A 23,072-nucleotide genomic window follows, 5' to 3' on the forward strand; every position below is an offset into this window, starting at 1 on the left:
TTGGGGATCCCAGCTTCACTGACAAGCTGTATCGCCTACACCTTGCTGCAATCTAGAGCTCCGCGCCGCTAGCGGGAGATCCTGGCTGAGGTGTTCAACACCCCTACCTCTGGCGGCGTGACATTGCCGCAGCCCCCAGCACTGCTTCTGTAGCAATGGGGCGAGATTGAGGGATCCAAAAAGCTCGGCTTGGAGCCCCTCGGCAGGCGGCATGGGTTAAATGACCTCGCCCTCGGACGTGATTCTCCCCTTGAGTTTGCCGGCTCGTTTTTCAGCTTCCTCAAGAACAAGAGGCAGTTGCTCCAACACCTCGCCAGGGTACTTCTCCAACACTCTCAAGGAGAGGGCGACCCGCCCCTTGGCCTCATCCACATCGATGACCACGGCTTTGATGGGCTGCCCTGGCTGGAACAAGTCGGAGAGGGAGGCGACAAAGCGTTGGCTAACCTGCTTGATGGGCAACAGCCCGCTGGCCCCTTCCTCCAGCTCCACAAAAATGCCAAAGGGCTTGAGGGCGCTGACCTTGCCCCGCACCACTTGGCCGGTGGTATAGCTCCCCAAGCTCTCCACTTGTCGGGCCACTCGCTGGGAGAGCACCAGCTTGTTGGCTGCGGGGTTGACCTCCAGCAAACTGGCAGTGAGGAATTGGCCCACTAGCTCCTCCAGAGCTTCCCGCTGGAGGAGATGGGAGCGGGGAATGAAGCCGCGCAGGCCCTGCACATCCACCACCACCCCGCCCTTGTTGATGCCAATCACCGGCGCTGTGACCACCTCGCCTCTGGCTTGCTTTTCGGCCAGCTCCTCCCAGAGCCGCTTTAGCCGCAGCCGCCGCACCGAGAGCAGGATCTGCCCTTCTGCGTCTTCTCGCAAGATGAGAAACTCGGCTTCGCTTTTGAGGGGAAACACCTGGCTTAAGTCTTCCTCTGAGCCGACCCCAGCTTCTTTGAAAGGCAAAAAGGCTGGCGACTTGGCGCCAATATCCACCAAAACGCCGTCGCTCTGGTGCTGGAAGATGCGACCTCGGATCACCTGGCCCGGTCGGAAGTCAAGGCTTTGGGCCGCTAGAGCCTGGGCAAAGTCTTCTGCGGAAAAGATCTCGGCAGCGGGCGGGCGAGGGGAGTGCAAGCTCATGGCCAGGGTAGCAATGTGAAGCAGTGCGCTCCAGGATAACCCAAAACGAAGTCAGGATCCCAGCCCTTCCTGTCTGCCTTGACTTTTGCTGCAGCTTAGATGTAGTACATCAGCCTGGCCTGTTGCCCTTGGGCCTGCCGGTCACAGAGATCTTGCAAGGTTGTCTTTTGGAGAATGTCCACTGCCGCTGCTTGGGCCTCTTGCCAAGCCTGCAGAAGCACCTGGCGCTCTGGAGTGAGATCGCTGCTGGGCAAGGTGCGGGAGCGGCTCAGCTCCTCGCCCTCGATGGCCTGAATGACGTCTAATAGGGAAATCTGCCAGGGCGGTCGAGCCAGAAAATAACCCCCTTTGGCCCCCCGCTGGCTGTGCACCAGCCCCTGCCGGCGCAAGGTGGCCAACAGTTGCTCCAGGTAGCGGTCGGGAATGGACTGATGGGCTGCAATCTCCCTAATCTGCAACACCCGGCCGTCGTTGTAGTGCTGGGCCAATTCCAGCAGCGCCAGGAGCGCGTACTCGCTTTTGCAGGACAGCTCCAAAATACCCATCCTTAGCTGTAGGGATGAGATCTATGATATTCCGGTTTTCCGCCGGGGTTTTGTGGGATCCTGCTCTGGGCTGGGATTGGGCTTGTATGGTGGAATAGGCCTCTTTGGATCGATCTATGGTGGGTGCGGGCACCCGGATGCCGGCGGAGCGACTGCAAACTTTGCAGCAGCAGATCGGCAGGCTGATGGCCAACGTCGAATCGGTATTCCAGGGCAAGTCGCAGGTGGTGCAGGCGGTGGTGACAGCCCTGGTGGCAGAAGGTCATGTCCTGCTAGAGGATGTGCCGGGAGTGGGCAAGACCACGTTGGCGCGGGCCATAGCCCGCAGTTTGGGGGCCAAGTTTCAGCGAATTCAATTTACCAGCGACCTCTTGCCGACTGACATTCTTGGCCTCACTCTTTTCAACAAGGAAAAAGGGGAGTTTGAGTTTCGCCCCGGCCCTATTTTTGCCCATGTCATCCTAGCCGACGAGATTAACCGCACCTCGCCCCGCACCCAGAGCGCCCTGCTAGAGGCGATGGCGGAAAAGCAGGTTTCGCTGGACGACCGCACCTACCCGCTGCCCCGCCCCTTCATCGTGCTAGCCACCCAAAACCCTTTGGAGTACCACGGCACCTATCCCCTGCCAGAAAGCCAGTTGGATCGGTTCTTGGTGCGGCTGTCGATTGGCTACCCCAGCCCTGAAGTTGAGCGATCCCTCCTGTTGCATCGGCAACAGGCGGATCCCGTGGAGGCTCTGCAGCCCGTGCTTTCGCTGGCCGAGTTACGGGAGATTCAGGCGGCGGTGGATCAGGTGTACTTGGAGGGATCCCTGGCCGACTACCTTCTCCAGGTAGTCCAGGCTACACGCACCTCCAAGCTGCTGCGGGCTGGGGTCTCCACTCGAGGGGCGTTGGCTTTGGCAAGGGCAGCGCGAGCCAGGGCCCTCGTAAAGGGACGCGGCTTCTGCCTGCCCGAGGATCTACAGGCCTTGTTCGTGCCGGTGCTGGCCCATCGTGTTTCCCTAGCTGGAGGGGGAGAGATGGCAAGTAACCGCCGGCAGGAAGCCGAAGCCATCATCCGCGACATTGTGGCCACGGTCGAGCCCCCGGTTTGATATTCCAGAAGACAGTCGAGGGGGTTGCCCTGCCTGAGGCTTGCGCTTCTCTGGCCCAGGGGCTGGCTAAATGGGGGCTGGCAGAGCTAGGGGGCCTTTGCGCCGCTTTTCCGGTAATGGAGAATAGGGGATAGATTCTCACGGCTTCAGGATGAGCCAGCTACCTCAGACCACTGCCCATGTGCAGATTACCCGCCGCTCCTGGCAGGAGGGTGCCATTGAAGGGGAAGTCAGCGCTAACGGCTGGGTTTGGCACTTTTGCTGGCGCTTTCGAGGTGGAGGGCTTAGGGTGGAGCCCTCAGTGGGGCGAGCCCTGATTTGCGATCCCTTGAGCCGTTTTTTGGAGAAATCGGATTACCTGCTAGAGCCCGGCAGCAACTACTCATTTGTTATTCGTAGCCGCCTCTAAATAGCCATTTGGAATCCTCAAGCGGGAGAGGCTGGCGCTGAGCAGACCTCCCTTTCCTCGTCATGTCGGCTACCTCTGTGCTGCCGGCGGACAGGTTCTAATATTGGGATGGTCGTTCTAGGAGCTGCCTTCATGACCTCTTCCTCCCACCTAACGGCTGCAGAGCAGGCCAGTGGTTCTGCTAACGGCCTGAAGGAGGCCTCTCTCCTGGCGCAACGGGATTCCTTGGACCGGGCCCTCCCTAGGGACGAGGTGCTCGATCGCCGGAACACCTTGTTGAACCAGCGCCTGCAACTGGTTGAAGAACTTTGGGAATCGGTAATCCTGCGGGAGTGTGGGCAGCCGTTGGTGGATCTGCTGCGGCGGCTGCGTTCCCTGTGTTCTCCTGAAGGGCAGACTCTAGAATATCCAATCCCAGAAGTCTTCCAAATTGTTGAGAACCTTAGCCTTGAGGAAGCCATTCAAGCAGCGCGCGCCTTTGCCTTGTTCTTTCAGCTCATCAACATTGTTGAACAAAATTACGAGCGGGCAGAAGAGTCGGATATGCGCATGGTGGACAGCCAACAGCGCACCGTACGGGAAAACGAAAAATTTGAACGGCTCTTCCCCTACCTGCGGGCTCAGGGAGTGCCGCCTGGCTTGCTGCGCCGCCTGCTGGAGCGGCTGCACATCCGCTTGGTGTTTACCGCCCACCCCACTGAGATTGTCCGCCACACCATCCGCGAAAAACAACGGGTCTTCTCCCGTCTGCTCAGCCAACTGGACTGGGCAGAGCAGTTCGACCCTCTGCAAGCTCAGATGTTGAGAGAACAGCTGGCAGAGGAAGTTTTGCTCTGGTGGCACACCGACGAGTTGCACCAGACCAAGCCGACGGTGCTCAACGAAGTCGATTACACCCTGCACTATTTTGAAGAGGTACTGTTTCAGGCTATCCCTCTACTGCACGAGCGCCTCAGGCGCAGCCTGAAAAAGTCCTTTCCCACCGTCGAGCCGCCCCCTGCAGGATTTTGCAACTTCGGCTCCTGGGTGGGCGGGGATCGCGACGGCAACCCTTCAGTGACTGCCGACGTAACCTGGCAAACAGCCCGCTACCAGCGCAACCTCATTTTGGGCAAATACATTGAGTCGGTGAAAGCGCTCACCAAAACCCTAAGCGTCTCTTTGCACTGGGGAGATGTGGACAGCCAACTGCTGGACGCCCTCGAGCAGGATCGCCGCCTCATGCCTGAGGTCTACGAGACCTTTTCCTTGCAATACCGCCAGGAGCCCTACCGACTGAAGCTCAGCTACATCCTGCGGCGGCTAGAGTTGACGCGGGAGCGCAACCGCAACTTGGCTGATTCCGCCTGTCTGCCCGCTCCTCCTTCCTTGGGCAACGCTTACGCCAGCGCCGAGGAGTTTTTGGCCGACTTGCAACTCATCCAAAGAAGCTTGAAAAACAGCGGCCTTGCCTGCCGCCAGTTGGACTACCTCATCGAACAGGTGCAGGTCTTTGGCTTTCACCTGGCTCACCTAGATATCCGCCAAGACAGCAGCTACCACGAGGCCGCGCTCACGGAGATCTTCGAGTACTTGCGCATCTTGCCGCGGCCTTATAGCCAGATGACGGAGGAGGAAAAAACGGCTTTTCTCCTGCAGGAGCTGCAAACTCGGCGGCCCCTGATTCCGCTGGAGGCTCCTTTTTCTGAGAAAACGGCGGAGCTGATTGCCACCTTGCGTACCCTGCGCCGCCTGCAGCAGGAGTTTGGTCGAGACATCTGCCAGACCTACATCATCAGCATGAGCCGCCAGCTGAGCGATCTGCTAGAAGTTTTACTGCTGGCCAAGGAGGTGGGCCTTTATGATCCCATCAGCGGGCGCGGGTCTCTAGCGGTAGTGCCGCTGTTTGAGACGGTGGAAGACCTGCGGCGGGCGCCGGAGATCTTGCGGCAGTTGCTGGAGATCCCCTTCTATCGCCAGTACCTGGCCCAGCAGGAGAATTTACAGGAGGTGATGCTGGGCTACTCCGATAGCAACAAGGATGCCGGCTTTTTGAGCAGCAACTGGGAGATCTACAAGGCCCAGCAGCGGCTCCAGGCGGTGGCCGAGGCGTGTGGGGTAAAGTTGCAGATCTTCCATGGGCGGGGTGGCTCGGTGGGTCGCGGCGGCGGGCCGGCTTACGAGGCCATCTTGGCCCAGCCTGGGCGCAGCGTGGGGGGCCGCATCAAGATTACCGAACAGGGAGAGGTGCTGGCTTCTAAGTATTCCCTCCAGGATCTGGCCCTTTTCAACCTAGAGACGGTTACTAGCGCTGTCATTCAGGCCAGCCTGCTGCGCACTTACCCCAATGACCTGCACGAGTGGTCGCGCCTGATGGAGTCCCTAGCGGAGCGCTCGCGGCAGGTGTACCGCAACCTGGTCTACGAGCAGGAGGGCTTTGAGGAGTTTTTCCACGAGGTCACTCCTATCGAAGAGATTAGCCAACTGCAGATTAGCTCTCGCCCAGCCCGCCGTAGCAATGGCTCGAAGGATATCCGATCCCTGCGGGCCATCCCTTGGGTATTTAGCTGGACGCAAAGCCGCTTTCTCCTGCCAGCCTGGTACGGAGTGGGCACTGCCCTCCAGGAATACGCCGCCCAAGGCGAGCACCATCTCACCCACCTGCAACACCTCTACCGCGAGTGGCCCTTCTTCCGCATGGTGATCTCCAAGGTGGAGATGACTCTGGCTAAAGCGGATTTGCAGATTGCCCGCCACTATGTCCAGGAAATGAGCTCCCCCGAGCGTTTGCCGCGGGCAATGGAGCTGTTTGAGCTCATTGCCCAGGAAATGCACCGCACCCGCGAGATGGTTTTAAAAATTACCGGCCATAGGGAGCTGTTGGAAAGTGACCCCTACCTAAGACGCTCAATCCAGTTGCGCAACCGCTCCATTGTGCCCCTGGGCTTTATTCAGATCTCGCTGCTCAAGCGCCTGCGCGGCAAGCAAAGACCCCCCCTTCACCCCAGCCAGCACAGCCGCGCTGAGCTGCTGCGCGGAGCCCTTCTCACCATCAATGGCATTGCCGCTGGCATGCGCAATACCGGCTAAAGGCTTCTAGGGGTCTGCTGGGTCAGCTAAAACAAGTCATCCTCGGATTCGTCCGGCTCTACCTCCTGCACTTCCACTGACTCCACCTCGACGACGCGGCGAGAGGAAGGGCGAGGCTTTTCTTCGGCGTAGCTCTCCTCTTGAGTTTGGGGTAGACGGGGAGGACGACGTCGGCTACCCGAGTCAGTGCTTTGCTCCTCCTGGGTATCGTCCCGATACTCCTCAGGGGTTGGGCGACGAGGGCGACGGGCGGAAGGCGGAGGGGAAGACTCAGCCTCCTGCTGCAAGGTTGTCTCCAGCTCTTCCTCGTCATCCTCCGAACGACGACGCGGGCGCACCTGCGTACTGCTGGTCAACTGGGGCCGCGGGCGGCGCGCTGGTTCCTCGCTGCGCTCAGGAATGGAGCGGCTAGAGGAGGAGGTATCGCGAATGCGGGATCCGCTGGCCGCGCTGGCAACGGCACGTCCTTGGCCATAGCCATCGGGCGGATAGGTGCGGCTAAAGCCTTGGCGCCGCATAGCTGGACGAACTCCAGTTATCTGGCGCACCTTCTCGTTTAGGAGAATGCGCAGGCGGAAGGTCTGGATGGCAAACCAGCCCGCCATCACCGCCAACAGCACCTGGGCAAAAAACAGCAAGGGGATTAGGCGCTGACCTTCCAGGAGCAGAGAGATGGAGTAGATCAGGCCCATCGTAGCGAAGATTACATCTGACTCTTCCGAGGCTTCGGGCTTGACAAAGCGGACGGCAAAGATGGCTCCACTGGCAATTGCCACCAGGGCTGCCATCAAAAAGTAGGGGCTTTGGGTGAGAAACATGCCAGGGATCCCCAAACGATAGGAGCGGGAAAGCTGTAAGCTTTACCCCTTTCAGAGCCGATCCTAACACCAATCCTTCTGCTGGCACGGCCCAGGATCAGGATGCTTTGGTAGGGAGGGGTTGGTGCTAGAATCGACGGCAGCTCCCAGTAGGCTCCATGCTGTACCTGGCACGGGTAGACAAGAAAAGTCTTTTTGGCCCAGCGGAGTTACAGCTTCTAGCCCAACAGGGCGAGAAGGGGATTTGGACACCGCTGCCTCAGCCGGAGCGGATTACTCTCAAGGAGGCAGCCCCTTACAACGTTGGGGTGTTGCTGCTGGTCGAGCTGGGAGAAAACCGGCGGGTGCAGCAGGTGGAAGAGGCGGCGATGAAGCTGGTGGAGATGCTGCACAGCCTCTCCCAAGCCTACAGCCTAGTTGACTGGACGGAGATTGAAAACTGGCGTTTTTCCCTAACTCGGCAAAGCCAAGAGTTAAGCCGTCGCGAAGCGGAGATAGCTGCCCGTCAGGAGCAGCTGCAACAGTGGGAAGCTCAACTGCGGCAAAAGCAATCTTCCTAGACGGGGCTGAGATCGGGCCGTAACTCGCGAGCGCCTCTTAGATAAACGTGGTGCATCTCCGCCTGGGTCAGGGGAGTGTTCAGTTGGATTAAAACACGGATGCAGCGGGGCAAAGCGCCATTGACCTCCATCTGTTGCACGTCCAGCAGAGGCACTGCCTCCCAGCCAGGACGGCGGCGGGCAAATTGGGCAGGAAAGGCGGCATCTAGGTCAGGGGTAACGGAGAAAATGACGCTCACTACCTCTGCCGGATCAATGGCGTTGCGATGTTCTAGGGCATCCAGCAGCTCGTTGACTGCCGCACCAATGGCCTCGGCAGTGTTGGCCGGCACGGTGATAGCTCCTCGAATTGCTCTCACCCGCCACCCCAATGGCTTGGCCCTCGTGCCTTTGAGCTCGTCTTGCTTTCACAAGATTATACAGTTTGTCTCTTTGGGATCCCACCCCCTCCTTGCAAGCTAGGGGGCAGGCTGCAACACCTTCTCTAGGATCTGCTCGTGGCTAAGGCCCGCGTCCACCCAGGTTTCTGCCTCCTTGAGGCGGTTGGCAGCCGTCAAGATAAACAAATTGCTTTTTGCCCCCAGAGCCTCGCTGGTGGTTTGCACGCAGGCCAAGTCCTGGCCAGTCAATTGGCTAAACCAAGTGGCCAATAGCCCTGCCTCCAAGAAGCCCATTGGGCGCTTAAAGTGGGAAGGCGTGGCAGCGGCGAAGGGAGAGTTGCGAATCGACACCACCACTACCCCCTGGTCTTTGTAGGTCCAGTCGAGGTCGATCAACCCCCAGCCGTGGGTTTTCCAAGCCTGTTTGAGATTCTGGAGAAAAAGGCCCATCTCCAGCTCAGCTAGGGGCTTTTGGTAGTAGTCGGAAAGCTCCTGGGCAAAGCGGCGGAAAAACTCCTTGCCCCACATGCGGCCACAGTGGCGCAGCACCAGACGGGCCGCTTGTCCTGTCTCGTATTCCAGGCCAGTGTAGATGGCTCGCAATAAGGTTTCTGGAAGGGCTAGGAGACGGTCGCCGTGGCGACTTTCTAGCAAACCCGACTCCAGATCGCTTTGCAGGTAGAGGCTGGGCGCGTAGTAGTTGGCCAGAACCGGCGTGTAGGGATCAAAGCCGGCAGAGCTGTTGGCAAGGGAAACGGTGTCAGCCATAGAGGATCCCTGGGTCGGCGATGGGAATGGAAGCCACCGCTAGGCGGCTGGGAGGCCGCTTAAAGCTAGCAAAGCTGCCTGCACGCGGGTAATCAAGGGACGGATGAACTCGAGTTCGCCAGGTTGTAGGCAGTCTTTGAGCTCCTGCTGGAAAAGCCGATGGGCAACTTCATAGACGTTCTGCAGCCCATACAGGCGCACTTCCTCTTCCATCCAGTCGATGAGCCGCTCTTTGAGGAGGTTTTCGTCCTGCAGCAACATGGCCAGGGCGCTGTGCCGCAGCAACAGCAACAGGTGGCGCCGGCACAGATCCACGACCTGGGGGGAGAGGTTGGGCATCTCCTTCTGCAGAGCCTCCAAGGTGCGGCCCACCATCTGAGCCTCCCCCTCCCGCAGAGCCCGGTACACGTGCTGCCGTTTTGGCCAGCCGAGGACATAGGCTTTAAGCTGATCCAGCTGCTCCGAGGTGAGGTAGCGAGCCTCTGCCTCGATTAGCATTTGCTCCAAGGGGCTGACCATCTTGCTTCTCCTAGAAAGCTAGCGTTCAAAACAGGCTGAATAGGTCGTCCAAGGTGATCTGCTCTTCCTCTGGCCCAGCTTCCGGTACCGACCCCAGGGATTGCCAAGAACGGGCCGCCAAGGCCAGGGGATCCCCGGGCCAGGGGATGGAGTTAAGGTACTCCCGCACCCGTAAGAAGGGCATTGGCAGCAAGCGGCTTTGCCGTGGACGGTTATCCCAGTTCAAGCGGGCAAAAAAGCTCTGTACCGACTCCTCTAGAAAGCTCTCTGGCGTCATGCCTTGGCCACCCCTTGACCAGAGCGCAACTTTTGGGCAATTTCACTGGCCGTGGCCCCCTCGTTGAGCCAAAAGGCAGCCGCGTCAATGCGCTCTTTGCTGCCGAGCAAAAACTTGCAGTAGCTTTCCCCCATGGAGTAGCACTGGATCTCGATGCAGTTGAGCTGCCGCTCTACCATCGTGCTGAAAAAACCGGCAAATAAGCCGGCGTAGAGGTGGCAAACGGGTTTGCCCACATCCCCCAAGGTGCGGGCCACAGCCGAGTCGAACAGGTTGATGAAAATAAATCCCTGCCGCCGGCTTTCGAGCTCGACTTCCCAGCGCCCCCAGCCTTGCGAGGTCAGAGGCCACCACCAGGTTTCCAGGAGAAACATGAGGTGGGTCTGCTTGGGCTTGCGCCGATACTCCTCCTCGAACCAGCGGGAGAAGTGGAGAGCATCGTTGCGCCCCCACTCGCGGCCAATGGTATACATCAAAGAAGCAGAGGCATCCCCCACCTCTTCTTCCAGCCCCTGCTGCAAGCCGAGGATAAAGTCTTCGCTGACCAAGACATTGCGCGCGCCCGTCCAGTCCACTAGAGATCCCCGCGAGGGGTCGAAGCGGTAGAAGTCTTCACGGCTGTAGTGGTTGTGTCGCTGAGCAGCGGGCTGCAGGGCGAGCTCTAGGGTGCCGGTTGTCATGGCTGGAGGGGAGGAAGGTTAATTGTTTCACCCTTCTTGCTGAATCATAACCTTTCTGCTAGAAGCTTTGGCTAGAGCTGTCGATGGATGCGCCAAGAGCTCCTGCCGCTGGGAAGCCAGCGACAACAAAGAGGCTAGGGGAATTTGGGTTTAGGGGTGAGGTCGGACTTTGACAAAGGCGATAGCGGAGCGCCACAGCAGCGACTCTTGCCCCTCCGCGTCTGCTAGGCAGAGACAGTCGGGATCCTGCCAGCGTAGCTGGCCGACGAAGACATCTCCCGTACTGAGCTTAACCTCCAGGATTTCTCGATCCCGAATCACCTTCTGTAGGCGACGCACACTCGGGATCCCAGTGTCAAAGTCGGTCACGGCAGTCCTCTTGGCCAGTGAACGGACGGCGTATCGGCAAGCGCACTGCTCTCAGTATAGGGGATCCCTGCCGGCCCGCACCTTGGCTTAGCCAACGCTAAAAAGCGCTCTCGCCCTTTGACCCACTTTTTCTGCCAGCGGCTACTATGTAGGGGGGTGCGCTTAGAGAAGACGGCAAGCCTTGTCGACCTGCCGTGTTCTTCTGTTCTCCCCGGAAAAAGCTAGCGGAATAGCGCTGGGGTGGCAGAACGTGCACCTGTCGCCCTAGAGAGGGCCAATCCCGTTGGGGATCCCTTCTATCTACCGCTTTGCTACCGAATTGTTGTCCTTTTCAACCATCATCCTTGCAGGAGAGAAGCTATGGCAGTTGAGAAAGTGAACTCTTCTTCGAGCTTGGCCGAGGTGATCGATCGCATCTTGGACAAGGGCATTGTGGTCGATGCCTGGGTGCGGGTTTCGCTGGTGGGGATCGAGCTGTTGGCCATTGAAGCGCGCGTCGTCGTGGCTTCGGTGGAGACCTACCTGAAGTACGCCGAGGCTGTGGGCCTAACGGCTACTGCTGCCGCTCCCGCTGTCCAAACCTCCTAATCGACTTCCCAGCTCCCAACAAAGCCTCAGCCTTTAACTAAGAGAAATGCAGTCGGCAAGTGAGGCAGGGGTTCAAAAGAATCTCTGCCTCCTCCCCCTTCAAGCGATTGGCTTGCGGTTTGAGGGGAAGTAAAAAACTGCCAAGGAGAGAACGCCATGAGTTTGCAGGAGCAGTGGGCCGAAGCCCGCAGCCGACGGGTGGCTCAAAACCTAAGTTTGTTGAGCGGATCCCGGCAGCAGCGCCTGGAGCAGCACCGCGCTCTGATGGCCGAGCTGAGACAACGTCGCCAGGAACGCCAAGAGGCAGTACGGCAGCAGAGGGAGCAAACCCGCAGCCAACTGCGCAGCCTGGAGCAGAACCGAGCGGCGCAGCGGGCTTTGGACAAACATGCCCGTTTAGAGGCTGCAGCGCAGCGGGCCCAAGGAGTGGCGGTGCTTCTCTCTCGCCTGGCCCAAGAACGGGCCGCCCAATCGCAGGCGCAGCGGCAGGAGCTAGAGACTTTTCAAGCCGACTTGACAGCGATGGTGAAGAGCTTGCTAGCCACCTATGCCCAGGCGCGGCAGGCCATGGCCAACCAAACCCGACAAGTGCGGCAGGCTTTCTATGCCGACTTGCGGCAACGGGTACGGCAGGAGCTGGCTCGGATTGCCCAAGAACAGCGGGCAGAAGCCCAAGCGCTTCGGCAGGCTTTGGCAGCTTTCCGCAGGGCGTTGCGCGAGCAGGTGTGGGGGGATGGGATCCCTGTCCTCCTACCTGAAGATTCTGGGGCTGTTGAGAAGCAGTTTGAGTGTTGGGACAAACCCCCAGAAATAGCTCCAGGTGAAGCTCCTCAGCCAGAGGCTACAAGCAAGAGCGAACCCCCAGGGGATACTCCTGTAGCGCCGCCACCCCCTGAGCCCTCTCAAGATCGAGTTGCACCCCCACTTGCTGGCGAGGAGCAGCCGGATCCAATCCTGAACTACGTCAACAACTATGTGGCAGCCCTGCAGGCGCAGGATCCCAACCTAACCTTGCTGCAGGTGATTGGCGATCGGGAGCGGGTGCGGGATCTGCTGGCCCGCGGTGCCGTGGATCTGGGGGTGGATCCCTCGGAAATCTTGGCCACCTTGCGGCGTATGGTGTCAGCGACGGCTGTGATCTCAGTTCCGCCCCCGTCCCCGTAAGCGCAAGAAGACGGTTACGGCTATAGTCCAGGCAAGTTAAGCGTTGGGTATTGATATGGCTACGGTTTTGCAAGCGCGTCCCCGCCAGTTTGTAAGCACTCCCTACATTGAGCGGATTACCCGCCGCGCCTTGCGCTATCTGCAATCCGGTTTTGCCGTGCATCTGCGGGGGCCTTCGGGCACAGGCAAGACCACCCTGGCAATGCATTTGGCCAGCCTTCTAGGTCGCCCCATCATGCTGATCTACGGCGACGATCGCTTCGATTCTTCCGACCTCATCGGGGGGCGCACTGGCTTTACCCATCGGCGGGTGGTGGATAACTTCATCCATTCAGTGGTGAAGGTAGAGGAAGATGTGCAGCAGCGCTGGGTAGATGCCCGCCTCACCTTGGCCTGCCGGGAGGGGTTTACCCTCATCTACGACGAGTTCAACCGCTCCCGCCCCGAGGCCAACAACGCCCTCCTAAGTGCCTTGGAAGAAAGGCTGCTGGTTTTGCCGCCGGGCAGCCACCGCTCCGAATATCTGCGGGTGCATCCCCAGTTTCGGGCCATCTTCACCTCCAACCCCGAGGAATACACGGGGGTTCACAGGGCTCAGGATGCGCTGCTGGATCGGATGATTACCATCGATATTGGGGAGCCCGACATCGAGACGGAAAAGGAGATCCTCATTTCCCGCATTGGCCTATCGGCTTCCGACGCGCTTAAGATTGTCCACCTTGTCCGTACCTTCCGCCGCAGGTTGGATCTGACTCGCCAACCCAGCCTGCGCAGTTGTCTGATGATTGGACGCATCGTCAGGGAGCACGAGCTGGCGGTGAGTAAGAACGATGCCGATTTTCGTGCTCTGTGTGCCGACGTGCTGTTGCCTAGGGCCGGCAAGCGCTACGAGGAAGGAGCCCAGGTGCTCAACTACTTGCTGGATCAACTGCCCAACTGATATTGGTTTGCACGCTTTGGAGGAGAATTCCCAGTGCCCATTGCCTCTCAACCCCTGGCCACGGCAACGCATGGCTCTTCTCTGGCCGATGTCCTGGAGCGGGTTCTGGACAAGGGCATTGTCATCGCCGGAGATATCACCGTTTCCGTGGGCAATGTGGAGCTGCTCAGGGTGCGCATTCGGCTGCTGATCTCTTCGGTGGACAAGGCCAAGGAGATTGGGATCAACTGGTGGGAATCGGATCCCTATCTCAGCAGCCAGGCGCGGGAGCTGCTGGAGACCAACCGCCAGTTGCTGCAGCGGGTTAGCGAGTTGGAAAAGCAACTGGCTCAAGTCCTGCCCAGGGGAGGGGATGGCAAGGGCTAACAGGCTGCCCCAGCAGCGGGATCAGGGATCCCAGGCTAGACTGGCTGCTGGAGTGGTTTAACCAGGGGAGGGAATGGCGAGGGGGATCGACCTTGACCAAAGGAGCTTGGGCCGCCAGAGGAAGGTGGGTTGGGCGGTGGGCATAGGGTTGGCCCTTGCGATCCCCGGCCCAGCGTGGGGGCAAAATCCACGCGCCATCAGCATTAGTGCCGATGTTCAGGAGGCCAACGCCAATACAGGGGTGTTCGTAGCCACTGGCAATGTTACCCTCCGCTTCCCTGCTGAGCGCCTCACGGCCCGCGCTCACAAGGCGGTCTACTACAGCCAAGAGCAGCGGATTGAGCTGGAAGGCCGGGTCACCGTCCGCCAAGGAGAAAATCAACTCCAGGCCGAGAAAGTCATCTATCACATTGGAAAAGGGATCCTTCAAGCTGTCCCCTCGCCAGGCCAGCAGGTGGAGTCTATCTACGTGTTGCCGGCGCCCACTGCCAGCCCTTGACCCAATCTCAACTAACGCCCACGAAAGGATTCGAACCTCCGACCCCTGGGACCGGAACCCAGTGCTCTAGTCCGCTGAGCTACGTGGGCAGCCTTCAGACCTTATCCTACCCTCCCACTGGCCTGCTTGCAAGTCCCGAACGGGGGCAAAGCTATGGCGATGCTGGGGGCTTGGCCCCAAGCGCTGCAGCGCTAGCCAGTGCTCCCGTGTCCCATAGCCGACGTTGGTGCGCCAGCCGTAGCCGGGGTACTGGGAGTCCCAGCTCTGCATCAGGGCATCCCGCCAGACCTTGGCCACGATGGAGGCAGCAGCGATGGAGAGGCTGAGCTGATCCCCTTTGACCAGCGCCGTCTGCCGGGATCCCAGCTCCGCCAGCGGCAGCCCATCCAGCAGGATGTGCCCCACTTCCCCCACCTGGGCCAGAGCTCGCTGCATGGCTAGCAACGTCGCCTGGCGAATGTTGAGTTGGTCAATTTCGGCAGCAGAAGCACTGCCAATGCCTACGGCCAGGGCTACTTGACAAATCCGCTCTGCCCACTGGGCACGCTGCCGTGGGCGCAGTTGCTTGCCATCCTTCACCCCTGCCAGTACCTCGGGATCGAGGTAGGGTGGCAGGATGACTGCCGCTGCCACTACCGGCCCCGCCAAGGCTCCTCGCCCCACTTCATCCACGCCTGCTACCCGCAGGATCCCCTCTTGCCACAGGGATCCCTCGCACCTTAAGCTTGGCTTCGTTGCTTTGTCCATACGGCCACAGCGCTGTCTCAAGCAAGAGCGCTAACCGGCTTGGCTAGCTGCTGCGAGAGCGCCGTCGTCTGGAGGCTGCTGGAGACTGGTGAGAGGGATCAATGACCACTTCTGGCGGCGCCTCTGTTGCCGGTGGCTTTGCTATTGATTCTGTAGGCAACCGTTCAGGCTGGGCAACTTCCGCCAAAGGCGCGCCGTTGGTAGAAGTTGTGTCGGTTTTTGCCTCCACCGGGCTGTCCACCTTGGCCGTGCCTGGCAAAATGACCCTAACCACCGTGTCTCGGCCCGCCGGCGGCGGCTGATCCAAAAGCAACAGGGGTGACAGACCCAGCTCCGAATAGACCCGCTGCTGGAGAGGAGTCATCTCCACAGTGATGGTTTGTCGAGCTGGCTGGCTCTCTGGAGACTCTGTCCCACTGGCGCGCCCAGCATCCTCCCCCCGGCCAAGGCGATGGACTTCCTTGCGCTTCTGCTCTGCCCCTGCCACCGGCAGTGGCTGCGGGCTTTCCTCTTCTACCGCTCCCTCTTCGCGAGGCCGTTTGCGCACCGGCTCAGCCCTGGCTTCCTCTGGCTCCAGTCGCTCTCCTTGAGCAAGTCGAGAGCGGTCTAGACTTGGTGGCAATGCCCCATTGCTTCCTAGCTGCAGGCGCGCCCCCTGGGAATCACCATTCCGGGGCAGAATTGGAGCGCCCTCCTCTTCGCCCTCCTCAGCCTCGCCAGGCAGCGTTACCGGTCGTCCACTTTCGACAGTTAACAGCCGCCCCGGCTCGGATCCCGGCAGTCGGGCCAGGATCCCTAGCCCCTCACAGGTGGGGCAGGGGTGGCCAAAGATCTCATAGAGGCTCTGCCCCTGCCGCTTGCGGGTGAGTTCCACTAGCCCCAACTCTGAGAGCTGAACCACCTGGGGTCGGGCCTTGTCATGGGCAAGGGCTTTGTTGAAGTGTTCCAAAACCAGCAGCTGATCCTGGCGGGAGTCCATGTCGATGAAATCCACCACGATCACGCCGGCAATGTTGCGCAGCCTCAGTTGGCGGGCAATCTCGGTGGCAGCCTCGCAGTTGGTCCACAGCACCGTCTCGCGGGAAGTGGCCGACTGGGTGAAAGAGCCAGAGTTGACATCGATCACGGTCAGGGCCTCCGTGGGCTCGATGACGATATAGCCCCCGGAGGGTAGATCCACCCGCGGCCGCAGCGCCTGGCGAATAACCGCATTGACCCGGAAATACTCCAAGATGGGGGTGGGCTCACGGTGAACCTCGACCACAACGCCGGGCGGCATTTTTCCTTTGTTCCAGCCTTGCAGATAGCTGCGCACCCGCTTCGCACCGGCCACCGAGTCAGTAACGATGCGGTTGACATCGTCTGAGTAGACGTCCCGCAGCACCCGCTGGATAAAGTCCTCGTCTCGCCTCAGTAGACCCGGCCCCCGTGCCGCCTGGTACTGCTGTTGAATCTCTTCCCAGAGCTTTTTCAATTGCTCCAGGTCATCGATCATCGCCTCTTCAGCGACTCCCTCGGCCTCAGTGCGCACCAACAGGCCCATTTGGGGGGGCTTAATCAAGATGGCTAGCGATTTCAGGCGATTGCGTTCTTCTCGATCCTCGATGCGGCGAGACAAATACACCCCTTTGCCGTAAGGTCGCAGCACCAGGTAGCGTCCTGGAAGAGCCAGGTCTCCCGTAAGACGCGGCCCTTTGTTGCCAGTGGGCTCTTTCATGACCTGCACCAGCACTTTCTGTTGCGGCAGGACCAGTTCGGAAATGGGAGCCTGGTTGCGTTTGAGGCGCAGCGGGCCTAGGTCACTGACGTGAATAAACCCGTTGCGTTCTCCAGAGCCGATATTGACAAAGGCGGCATCGATGCTGGGCAGGACGTTCTCGATGACACCCACGTAGATATCCCCCACCTGGTGGGTGCCACTGGCGATGATCAGCTCTTGGACTTGGTCTTCGGCAAAGACAGCGGCGATGCGGTGTTGCTCAGCAATAACGATCTGCCTAGGCATGCATTTTCCTCCCCGCCCCCACGGCCTGCGGTTTTGGATTTGCCCTCGTCTCGGAGAAGTGGTGTTCTAGGATTGGCTCGATTTGACAACAAAATTGACTCATCGTGCAGCTGTCCATTACCCTAAGCTCTGCTCCAATGGCCAACGACGAACTTTATAGACAGGCAGCAGGAAAAAAGTAGCCCAGCAGAGGAGCCTGTGGCAGCCTAGCCACCTCTTGCCCGTAACTTGCCTGCAGGAAAGAAGCCTGTCCTCGGGAGAAATGAAAAGCTAGGCCTAACTGGAAGAGGCACACCTCTTTGTAGCACCTGGCGCCTGGGCCCTGTTGCGGCTGCTGCCTGCTCTAGATAGTGAGCTCAAATTTGGCCCGACTTTTGCTGGCTGCTCATCTTGCCTTGGGTCAGGTTGAGGGCTAGCAAGGGTGGCAGCGGCAGAAGCCAGGGGTAGCAAAATTATAGCGCTTGCGGGATCCCTCAGCCCAGCTAACCCTGATACCGCAGCCTGACTGGGGATTTGTCCAGGGGATCCTGCCACCCGTCCTCAGTCGGAATTCAAGGTGCCGTCCTCCCACAACAAGCGCAGCCGTTTGGCCGCCTGCAGCGTCCAGCGAGGCAAGCCCAGGGCCTCGGCCATTTGCAGCAGTTGGTTGGGCCGCAGGTAGGCGCCGTTGTTGCGGCAACTGCCGCGGTAGAAGAGGTAGGCGCTGCCGTCGGGGGCCAAGCCCTGGAACTCCAGGTAGTATAGCAGGGGACGGGCATTGAAGAGAGAAGCTTTGCCCGACTTGGAGACTTTTTCAATCCAGATCTCGCGCGCATCCAGGATCTGGGTGACCCAGGCTGGCCAGTCGGCAGTGGGCGACTCGCAACTTACAGTGAGCTGATACTCAGCGGCATAGACGGCTTCGGTAGCCGAGGGATCTCGCAGGCCAATCTCTTGGATGGCCCGGATGGAGATTTCTGGCGGCAGTTGTTCGACCAGCAGGGCGCGCAGTTCGTCAGGGGTAACGGGCCCCTCGGGGCGCTTTAGCAACTCCAGATCGAGGACTTCGCCGTAGCCTTCCTGGCCGATGGGTAGGGCGTTGGCGTTGGCTAGTCGAGGCATGGGGTGGTAGCCGCCGCTGAAGGCTAGGGGCAAGCCGGCGCGCCGACAGGCCCGCTCCCATAGGCGCATGAGATCCAGGTGGCCTAGCCAACGCAGATCCCCGGTTTTGCTGTAGGTGATGCGGAAACGCTGGGCAGGCGGCTCTGGCTCGAGAGGATCGGGGGTGGGGGTGGGGCGGCTTTGCAAGGGCGGAACGGGCGGGGGCGGGATGACAATGTTGTGACCAAAGCCGGGACCGCAGACGCCGCAGGCGGAGCACTTCTCGAAGGAGCAGTCTTCTACCGTGATCGCTTCTAGGGCGCGGCGGTAGTCTTTCTGCAGCCATTTCTTGTCGATGCCGGTATCGATGTGATCCCAGGGCAAGGGATCCTCCAGGCCAAATTCGCGCATCGGGAGATAGGCGCAGAGGGCCACTGGATCGGCGCTGGGATCTACCGCCTCGCCGCAGTAGGCCTTCACCCAGGCGGCATAGGCGGCGTCGATGTTTTCCCACCAGGCATCCAAGCCGGCGCCAGCTCGCCAGGCCTGCTCGATCATGCGGCCCAGGGAGCGATCCCCTTTGCCAATCAAGTCCTCCAGGATGCTAAAGCGAATATCGGTAAAGTGGGCCTTGACTCCCCGCAGCCGCCGCAGTTCCCTTTGCAGCAGATCCTGCTTGCGCCGCACGTCAGCGTAGTCCACCCGGTGCCACTGGAAGGGCGTGTGGGGCTTGGGGACAAAGTTGGAGAGGGTGAGGGTAAACTCCACCCGCTTGCGGCCCAGGGCTGCACATTCTCGCTGCAGCATCTCGACCGTGCGGGCAATCCCAATCACATCGTCGTCAGTCTCGCCGGGCAGGCCAATCATGAAGTAGAGCTTAATTTTGTCCCAGCCCTCCTGGACTGCAGTGCGAATGCCGCGAATGAGGTCAGCATCGCTAAGGCCCTTGTTGATGATGTCCCGCAGCCGTTGCGTGCCGGCCTCCGGAGCAAAGGTCAGCCCCGAGCGGCGGGATCCCTTCATGATGGCGGAAATGTTCTCATCAAAGCGATCCACCCGCTGGCTGGGCAGGGAAAGGGCAATGTGCTGGCCAAGGAGACGGTTATGTAGCTCTGCTCCCACCGCTGGCAGGGAAAGGTAGTCAGAGCAGCTGAGAGAAGAAAGAGAAAACTCGTTGTAGCCGGTCTTGCGCAAGCCCTGCACCACCGCCTCCACTACCGCTTCCGGATCGACATCGCGGGCAGGGCGGGTGAGCATGCCGGGTTGGCAAAAGCGACAGCCGCGGGTACAGCCACGTCGCACTTCCACCACCAGGCGGTCGTGGACGGTGGCCACCAGCGGTACTAGACCAATGGAGTACTGCAGTTGGGGCAGCGCTACGCGGCGGCGAATGCGCTCCGGCACCCCAGGCACGATGGGCCGCGGGGGGATCCCCTCGTAAAACTGCGGCACATACACTCCTGGCACCTGGGCCAGCTCCAAGAGCACCTCCCGGCGGGGCTTGTGCAGGGATCCGGCCAGCACCTGACCAATTTCCGGCAGCACCTCTTCCCCATCCCCAAAGACGAAGAAATCGAAAAAGTCGGCAAAGGGCTCGGGGTTGGAGGTGGCAGTCGGCCCACCGGCAAAGATGAGGGGACACTCTTGTGGGGTAAAGGCTTGCCGTTCCCACCACTTGAGCGGGATCCCGGCCAGATCCAGCATCTCTAAGATGTTGGTGCCCCCCAGCTCATAGGCCAGGCTAAAGCCGACGATGTGGAAAGCGCGCAGGGGGCGACGCGATTCTACGGCAAACAGCGGGATCCCCAGCTGCCGCATCCGAGCCGCCAGATCCGGGCCTGGCAAGTAGGTGCGGTCGCACAACTGGTCTGGCTGGGCGTTGAGGATGTTGTAGAGGATGATGTGGCCCAGGTTGGAAGCCCCCACCTCGTACAGCTCCGGGTAACTTAGCACCCAACGCACCCGTGCCGAGTCCCAAGGGCGATGGACAGCCCCGAATTCTTTGCCCAAGTAGCGAGCTGGCCGCTGGATTTCAGGCGTGAGCAAGCGATCCAAATCAACGGGTTCTAGGTGTGCTTCCGTGGCAGCCGCAACAAGCATGGGGATCCTGGCAAGAAGTAAACGCAGCTACTAATTTGACTCTAGCCGAACTTTTCCAGCAGCCCAAACCCGGCGTGGTTTCTGTGTAGGCAACGGGCGCAACCCTCAAGAAAAGGACAGCTCGACGGGAAGTGATCCCGTAAAGATCCCTCCAGTGGGGCAGTGGAGATAAACCCCGCTCCTAGCTAGGGGTTGTGGAAAAGTCCGCCTTTGTCCAGTGTTGTATCAGTCTTCAGAGCGGTCAATCCTGCTCTTCCTCCGCCTCGAAGGAGTACCCAGAAGCTACGGCCAAAGCTTCCAGCGAGCGGAGTCCCACGTAACTGCGGCCATTGATAATCCAAGTGGGATAGCTGGTGATCCCTGCCTTCGTACATTCCTCAACCTGAGGCGTGCCGGGCCCGTTGGGCGAGCACTCCACGTAGGGTATCTGGGCAAAGGCCGACCCAAACAAGGCCTTCTGCTCTTGGCAGTGGGGGCACCAGTAGGCCCCGTACATGGTGGCGCCAATCTTGCGCAGGTGGGCTGCTAAGCCTGCCGCTAGGGGGCTGGGCGGAGGAGCCTGCTTGGCGTACACCCCAAGGGTAACTACCAACGTAAACAGGCCCACGAGAATGTAACTGAAAGCCAGCTTGGCCCAGTCCAGCCAGCGGTGGCCAAACACCGTGACGAGCCACAGCCCCGCTACCAACCCCATCGCTGCCGTGCAGTACAGGCAGAATTGCCGTAGCACCGCCACCATCAGGTAAAGCATATACATCTCAAAGACAGTCATGGCGGAAACCAAGCCAAACAGGGCTGGCCATCGCCACCGCTTCACTCCTGGGATCTCTTCCGGCAGCCCTGCCAGGGCCAAGACGGCTAGAAACCCCAGCAGGCCAATGGCTGCGGTTGGGATCCCCAAAAACTCTGCCCACCGACTGGAGAGCACCAGGTTACACCCCCCATCCCCCCCACAGAAGGCAGCAGGCTGCTCCGTCAGCTTGGTGTAGGTAAGGTAGGCTGTTAACAGAACTCCCAAGCTGGACAAGAAGACCAAGATTGGGCGCGCATGGCGCTGCAGCCAGGTTTCTTCTGGGGTTCTGAGATAGGAAGCCATAGGATCGCTCCAGCAGCTTGACACCTCTGAAATTATAGAGGGGCAGAGTGGACCTCGTCCGTGGGATCTAACACCGGCAAGCCGGCTGAACGACGTACTTGAGCGGCCAAACTGTCTCCCAGCCGCAGGGATCCCAGCTTGGGGTCAGAGAGGGGGCGGTCGCAGATCCCCCAGCGGCGGCGAAAGTAGCGGGCCAAGTCGGCTTCGGCCAAAACTAGATAAACTGGACGGCCATGGGGACAGGTGTGGGGGTTAGCCGTGCGCTGCCAGGCATCCAGCAACTGCTGCATCTGCTCCAGGGTAAGCGGGATCCCGTTGCGCAAGGCACCACGACAGGCCAGGGCCACCTGAGCTGCTTCTAGATCCGCACAGCGGCTGAGTTCCAGAAGGGATCCCTGCACCTCTTCGGGATCTTCCGAGCAGAGAGCTAGCGGCAGGCGGCGCACCAAATACGTAGCGGGGCCAAAGGGTTCCGGCTCTAGCCCCAACTGTTCCAGCTGCTCCACGGCCTGGGAAGACAATCCCTGCAACATGACTGGTGTCTCGAGCTCCACTAGCTGCCAGTGCCGTTGGATCTCCTCATAGCGCACTCGCTCGTGGGCCAGGTGTTGCTCCACTAGCCACAGCCCCTGGGGGTGCTCCGCTAGAATGTAGGTTCGGTGCAGTTGGGCTAGCGCCTTTAGGGGAGGCAGGGAGCAGCCGGCGGCGGAGGGAGCTGAAACCCGGTAGAGCGACTTGGACTCGCTGGCGCGGAGGAGATGAAGAGAGCGGCGGCTGGACTGGGCAGAGCCTGCGCGCAGAAGATCCTGCAGGTACTGGCGCAATTGCTCCTGTCGCTTCTGCGGCTCCTGTAGATAGAGCTCGCTCTTAGCCGGATGGCGGTTCCAGTCCACTTGTTCCGGTGGCAGGCGCAGGTGCACCACTACCAGAGGATGGCGGTGGCGGGGCAAAGCGTGTTGAAAGACTGACTGGATTAACCGTTGCCACTCCAGCATCTGCACAAAGCGGCCATTGACGGCTACCCGGATCCAATCGGGGCGAGGGCGATGCAGGCGATCCGGCAAGCCCACCACCAACTCCCAGTCGCTATCCCCCTCTTGAATGCGCCGGTAGCGCAGATCGGAAGGCTCCACCTGCGGCAACATTTGCAGGAGCAGATCCTGCAGAGATTGGCCCGGCCAAAGACTGAGTAGCAGCTGCCCCTCCTGGCAGACTTGCCAGCTAACCCCTGGATGGGCTAGTGCAGCGTTCTGGATCAAGGTTAGGAGTGAGCGCGTCTGGGGCGGGGGACAGCGGCGCAGGGGCCAGCTAGCAAACAAATCCGCCACCGTCACGACTGTCCCTAAAGCGGTGGCTGCTGGCTGCTTGCGGATCAGCTCCCCCTGCTGGTCGTAGGTGGCCAGCCAGCCATGCTCATCGGTGGCATGACGGGTCTGGATGGTCAGGGATCCCAAGCGGGCTAGGCTGTGCAGAGCTTCTCCGCGAAACCCCAAGCTGCCCCCATCCCACTTGCTCGTGGTATGGCGACGGGCTACCTGCTCCAACTCCGAGCCTGGGATCCCTTGGCCGTTATCGGCTACCCGCACCTGCCAGCGGCTTGGCCAAAGATCTACCTGAACGCGGCTGGCCTGGGCATCGAGGGCGTTTTCTATTAATTCCCGCAGGGCTGCCTCTAGGGAGTCGATCACCTCTCCCGCCGCCATTTGGGCAACTCGTTCTGGACTTAGAGGCCGAATCTTGACTATGGGAATATCCAGCACTGCTCCCCTGGGAGTCTTCTTTGCTCAATACGCCCAGTATGTCCTGAAAGAAAAACCCCTGGCGCTGGGGCCAGGGGAAGTAGAGTCAGGAAACCTGGGGAAGCA

The 23,072-nt window shown here is 60.1% G+C and carries 23 protein-coding genes and 1 tRNA gene; 9 read left to right on the top strand and 15 right to left on the bottom strand.

Features of this window, described 5'->3' with window-relative positions:
- Positions 1–216: 216 nt before the first annotated feature.
- Complete coding sequence (locus tag NW807_RS10330) at positions 217–1,131, bottom strand: S1 RNA-binding domain-containing protein (protein WP_414426048.1); 915 nt, start codon at positions 1,129–1,131, stop codon at positions 217–219.
- 95 nt (positions 1,132–1,226) lie between these two features.
- Positions 1,227–1,667, bottom strand: coding sequence for an RrF2 family transcriptional regulator (locus NW807_RS10335; RefSeq protein ID WP_414426061.1), 441 nt, complete (start codon positions 1,665–1,667; stop codon positions 1,227–1,229).
- 125 nt (positions 1,668–1,792) lie between these two features.
- Here NW807_RS10335 and NW807_RS10340 point away from each other — a divergent pair, with 125 nt between their 5' ends.
- The 3 genes from NW807_RS10340 to ppc all read left to right on the top strand — a co-directional run bounded on the left by NW807_RS10340 (position 1,793) and on the right by ppc (position 6,251).
- Positions 1,793–2,773: an AAA family ATPase gene (locus NW807_RS10340; RefSeq protein ID WP_414395190.1), complete on the top strand. Its 981-nt coding sequence runs from the start codon at positions 1,793–1,795 to the stop codon at positions 2,771–2,773.
- 151 nt (positions 2,774–2,924) lie between these two features.
- Complete coding sequence (locus NW807_RS10345) at positions 2,925–3,182, top strand: DUF3146 family protein (RefSeq protein WP_414395189.1); 258 nt, start codon at positions 2,925–2,927, stop codon at positions 3,180–3,182.
- A 132-nt stretch (positions 3,183–3,314) separates the two neighbouring features.
- Positions 3,315–6,251, top strand: a complete 2,937-nt coding sequence (gene ppc / locus NW807_RS10350) for a phosphoenolpyruvate carboxylase (protein WP_414426049.1) — start codon at positions 3,315–3,317, stop codon at positions 6,249–6,251.
- Positions 6,252–6,277: 26 nt separating this feature from the next.
- Here ppc and NW807_RS10355 read toward each other — a convergent pair whose 3' ends face one another.
- Complete coding sequence (locus tag NW807_RS10355) at positions 6,278–7,069, bottom strand: Ycf66 family protein (RefSeq protein ID WP_414426050.1); 792 nt, start codon at positions 7,067–7,069, stop codon at positions 6,278–6,280.
- A gap of 158 nt (positions 7,070–7,227) precedes the next feature.
- Between NW807_RS10355 and NW807_RS10360 the strand changes: the two genes are divergently transcribed.
- On the top strand, positions 7,228–7,629 hold the full coding sequence (locus NW807_RS10360; protein WP_414405741.1) for a hypothetical protein: 402 nt from the start codon (positions 7,228–7,230) through the stop codon (positions 7,627–7,629).
- On the opposite strand, the gene aroH is transcribed toward NW807_RS10360, so the two are convergent.
- The 6 genes from aroH to NW807_RS10390 all read right to left on the bottom strand — a co-directional run bounded on the left by aroH (position 7,626) and on the right by NW807_RS10390 (position 10,622).
- Positions 7,626–8,000, bottom strand: coding sequence for a chorismate mutase (aroH, locus tag NW807_RS10365; RefSeq protein WP_414395182.1), 375 nt, complete (start codon positions 7,998–8,000; stop codon positions 7,626–7,628). The genes NW807_RS10360 and aroH overlap by 4 nt on opposite strands.
- 87 nt (positions 8,001–8,087) lie before the next feature.
- The gene (locus NW807_RS10370) at positions 8,088–8,777 is read right to left on the bottom strand and encodes a V4R domain-containing protein (protein ID WP_414410157.1); all 690 of its coding nucleotides are present in this window, start codon (positions 8,775–8,777) and stop codon (positions 8,088–8,090) included.
- A gap of 39 nt (positions 8,778–8,816) precedes the next feature.
- Positions 8,817–9,296: a hypothetical protein gene (locus NW807_RS10375; RefSeq protein WP_414395180.1), complete on the bottom strand. Its 480-nt coding sequence runs from the start codon at positions 9,294–9,296 to the stop codon at positions 8,817–8,819.
- A 25-nt stretch (positions 9,297–9,321) separates the two neighbouring features.
- Positions 9,322–9,573, bottom strand: a complete 252-nt coding sequence (locus NW807_RS10380; RefSeq protein WP_414426051.1) for a hypothetical protein — start codon at positions 9,571–9,573, stop codon at positions 9,322–9,324.
- Complete coding sequence (locus NW807_RS10385; protein ID WP_414405737.1) at positions 9,570–10,253, bottom strand: V4R domain-containing protein; 684 nt, start codon at positions 10,251–10,253, stop codon at positions 9,570–9,572. The genes NW807_RS10380 and NW807_RS10385 overlap by 4 nt, the downstream gene beginning before the upstream one ends.
- 150 nt (positions 10,254–10,403) lie before the next feature.
- The gene (locus tag NW807_RS10390; RefSeq protein ID WP_414426052.1) at positions 10,404–10,622 is read right to left on the bottom strand and encodes an Hfq-related RNA-binding protein; all 219 of its coding nucleotides are present in this window, start codon (positions 10,620–10,622) and stop codon (positions 10,404–10,406) included.
- Between the two features lie 360 nt (positions 10,623–10,982).
- On the opposite strand from NW807_RS10390, the gene gvpA reads away from it, so the two are divergent.
- The 5 genes from gvpA to NW807_RS10415 all read left to right on the top strand — a co-directional run bounded on the left by gvpA (position 10,983) and on the right by NW807_RS10415 (position 14,179).
- The gene (gene gvpA / locus NW807_RS10395; RefSeq protein WP_414404485.1) at positions 10,983–11,210 is read left to right on the top strand and encodes a gas vesicle structural protein GvpA; all 228 of its coding nucleotides are present in this window, start codon (positions 10,983–10,985) and stop codon (positions 11,208–11,210) included.
- A 156-nt stretch (positions 11,211–11,366) separates the two neighbouring features.
- Positions 11,367–12,374, top strand: coding sequence for a gas vesicle protein GvpC (gene gvpC / locus NW807_RS10400; RefSeq protein WP_414426053.1), 1,008 nt, complete (start codon positions 11,367–11,369; stop codon positions 12,372–12,374).
- A gap of 55 nt (positions 12,375–12,429) precedes the next feature.
- A complete protein-coding gene (gene gvpN / locus NW807_RS10405; RefSeq protein WP_414405735.1) occupies positions 12,430–13,314 on the top strand; it encodes a gas vesicle protein GvpN in 885 nt (294 codons plus the stop codon).
- Positions 13,315–13,347: 33 nt separating this feature from the next.
- Positions 13,348–13,680 (top strand): gas vesicle protein, encoded by a 333-nt coding sequence (locus tag NW807_RS10410; protein WP_414395170.1) that lies wholly within the window; start codon positions 13,348–13,350, stop codon positions 13,678–13,680.
- Positions 13,681–13,753: 73 nt separating this feature from the next.
- Positions 13,754–14,179, top strand: a complete 426-nt coding sequence (locus NW807_RS10415) for an LptA/OstA family protein (protein WP_414405734.1) — start codon at positions 13,754–13,756, stop codon at positions 14,177–14,179.
- Between the two features lie 15 nt (positions 14,180–14,194).
- Here the strand turns inward: NW807_RS10415 and NW807_RS10420 are convergent.
- The 6 genes from NW807_RS10420 to mutL form a co-directional block, all read right to left on the bottom strand.
- A tRNA-Arg gene (locus NW807_RS10420) sits at positions 14,195–14,268 on the bottom strand.
- Positions 14,246–14,926, bottom strand: a complete 681-nt coding sequence (locus tag NW807_RS10425; RefSeq protein ID WP_414426054.1) for a ribonuclease HII — start codon at positions 14,924–14,926, stop codon at positions 14,246–14,248. Before NW807_RS10425 ends, NW807_RS10420 begins: the two co-directional genes overlap by 23 nt.
- Positions 14,927–14,969: 43 nt before the next feature.
- Positions 14,970–16,931: an Rne/Rng family ribonuclease gene (locus tag NW807_RS10430; protein WP_414426055.1), complete on the bottom strand. Its 1,962-nt coding sequence runs from the start codon at positions 16,929–16,931 to the stop codon at positions 14,970–14,972.
- Between the two features lie 540 nt (positions 16,932–17,471).
- Positions 17,472–20,111: a TIGR03960 family B12-binding radical SAM protein gene (locus NW807_RS10435; RefSeq protein ID WP_414426056.1), complete on the bottom strand. Its 2,640-nt coding sequence runs from the start codon at positions 20,109–20,111 to the stop codon at positions 17,472–17,474.
- A 241-nt stretch (positions 20,112–20,352) separates the two neighbouring features.
- The gene (locus tag NW807_RS10440; protein ID WP_414412501.1) at positions 20,353–21,207 is read right to left on the bottom strand and encodes a vitamin K epoxide reductase family protein; all 855 of its coding nucleotides are present in this window, start codon (positions 21,205–21,207) and stop codon (positions 20,353–20,355) included.
- A 32-nt stretch (positions 21,208–21,239) separates the two neighbouring features.
- Positions 21,240–22,967 carry a DNA mismatch repair endonuclease MutL gene (gene mutL / locus NW807_RS10445; protein ID WP_414426057.1) on the bottom strand — a complete coding sequence of 576 codons (1,728 nt, stop codon included), beginning with the start codon at positions 22,965–22,967 and terminating at the stop codon, positions 21,240–21,242.
- Between the last annotated feature and the right edge of the window lie 105 nt (positions 22,968–23,072).

The organism is Synechococcus sp. R70.1, from assembly GCF_047461675.1.
In the GTDB taxonomy this organism is placed as follows: Bacteria; Cyanobacteriota; Cyanobacteriia; order Thermostichales; family Thermostichaceae; genus Thermostichus.

Coding starts and splice junctions, on each gene's coding strand:
- NW807_RS10430 (WP_414426055.1), bottom strand. CDS start 16,931: ATGCCTAGGCAGATCGTTATTGCTGAGCAACACCGCATCGCCGCTGTC.
- NW807_RS10345 (WP_414395189.1), top strand. CDS start 2,925: ATGAGCCAGCTACCTCAGACCACTGCCCATGTGCAGATTACCCGCCGC.
- NW807_RS10355 (WP_414426050.1), bottom strand. CDS start 7,069: ATGTTTCTCACCCAAAGCCCCTACTTTTTGATGGCAGCCCTGGTGGCA.
- ppc (WP_414426049.1), top strand. CDS start 3,315: ATGACCTCTTCCTCCCACCTAACGGCTGCAGAGCAGGCCAGTGGTTCT.
- gvpN (WP_414405735.1), top strand. CDS start 12,430: ATGGCTACGGTTTTGCAAGCGCGTCCCCGCCAGTTTGTAAGCACTCCC.
- NW807_RS10330 (WP_414426048.1), bottom strand. CDS start 1,131: ATGAGCTTGCACTCCCCTCGCCCGCCCGCTGCCGAGATCTTTTCCGCA.
- NW807_RS10415 (WP_414405734.1), top strand. CDS start 13,754: ATGGCGAGGGGGATCGACCTTGACCAAAGGAGCTTGGGCCGCCAGAGG.
- gvpC (WP_414426053.1), top strand. CDS start 11,367: ATGAGTTTGCAGGAGCAGTGGGCCGAAGCCCGCAGCCGACGGGTGGCT.
- NW807_RS10440 (WP_414412501.1), bottom strand. CDS start 21,207: ATGGCTTCCTATCTCAGAACCCCAGAAGAAACCTGGCTGCAGCGCCAT.
- NW807_RS10360 (WP_414405741.1), top strand. CDS start 7,228: ATGCTGTACCTGGCACGGGTAGACAAGAAAAGTCTTTTTGGCCCAGCG.
- NW807_RS10425 (WP_414426054.1), bottom strand. CDS start 14,926: ATGGACAAAGCAACGAAGCCAAGCTTAAGGTGCGAGGGATCCCTGTGG.
- gvpA (WP_414404485.1), top strand. CDS start 10,983: ATGGCAGTTGAGAAAGTGAACTCTTCTTCGAGCTTGGCCGAGGTGATC.
- NW807_RS10370 (WP_414410157.1), bottom strand. CDS start 8,777: ATGGCTGACACCGTTTCCCTTGCCAACAGCTCTGCCGGCTTTGATCCC.
- NW807_RS10385 (WP_414405737.1), bottom strand. CDS start 10,253: ATGACAACCGGCACCCTAGAGCTCGCCCTGCAGCCCGCTGCTCAGCGA.
- NW807_RS10435 (WP_414426056.1), bottom strand. CDS start 20,111: ATGCTTGTTGCGGCTGCCACGGAAGCACACCTAGAACCCGTTGATTTG.
- NW807_RS10375 (WP_414395180.1), bottom strand. CDS start 9,296: ATGGTCAGCCCCTTGGAGCAAATGCTAATCGAGGCAGAGGCTCGCTAC.
- NW807_RS10380 (WP_414426051.1), bottom strand. CDS start 9,573: ATGACGCCAGAGAGCTTTCTAGAGGAGTCGGTACAGAGCTTTTTTGCC.
- NW807_RS10340 (WP_414395190.1), top strand. CDS start 1,793: ATGGTGGGTGCGGGCACCCGGATGCCGGCGGAGCGACTGCAAACTTTG.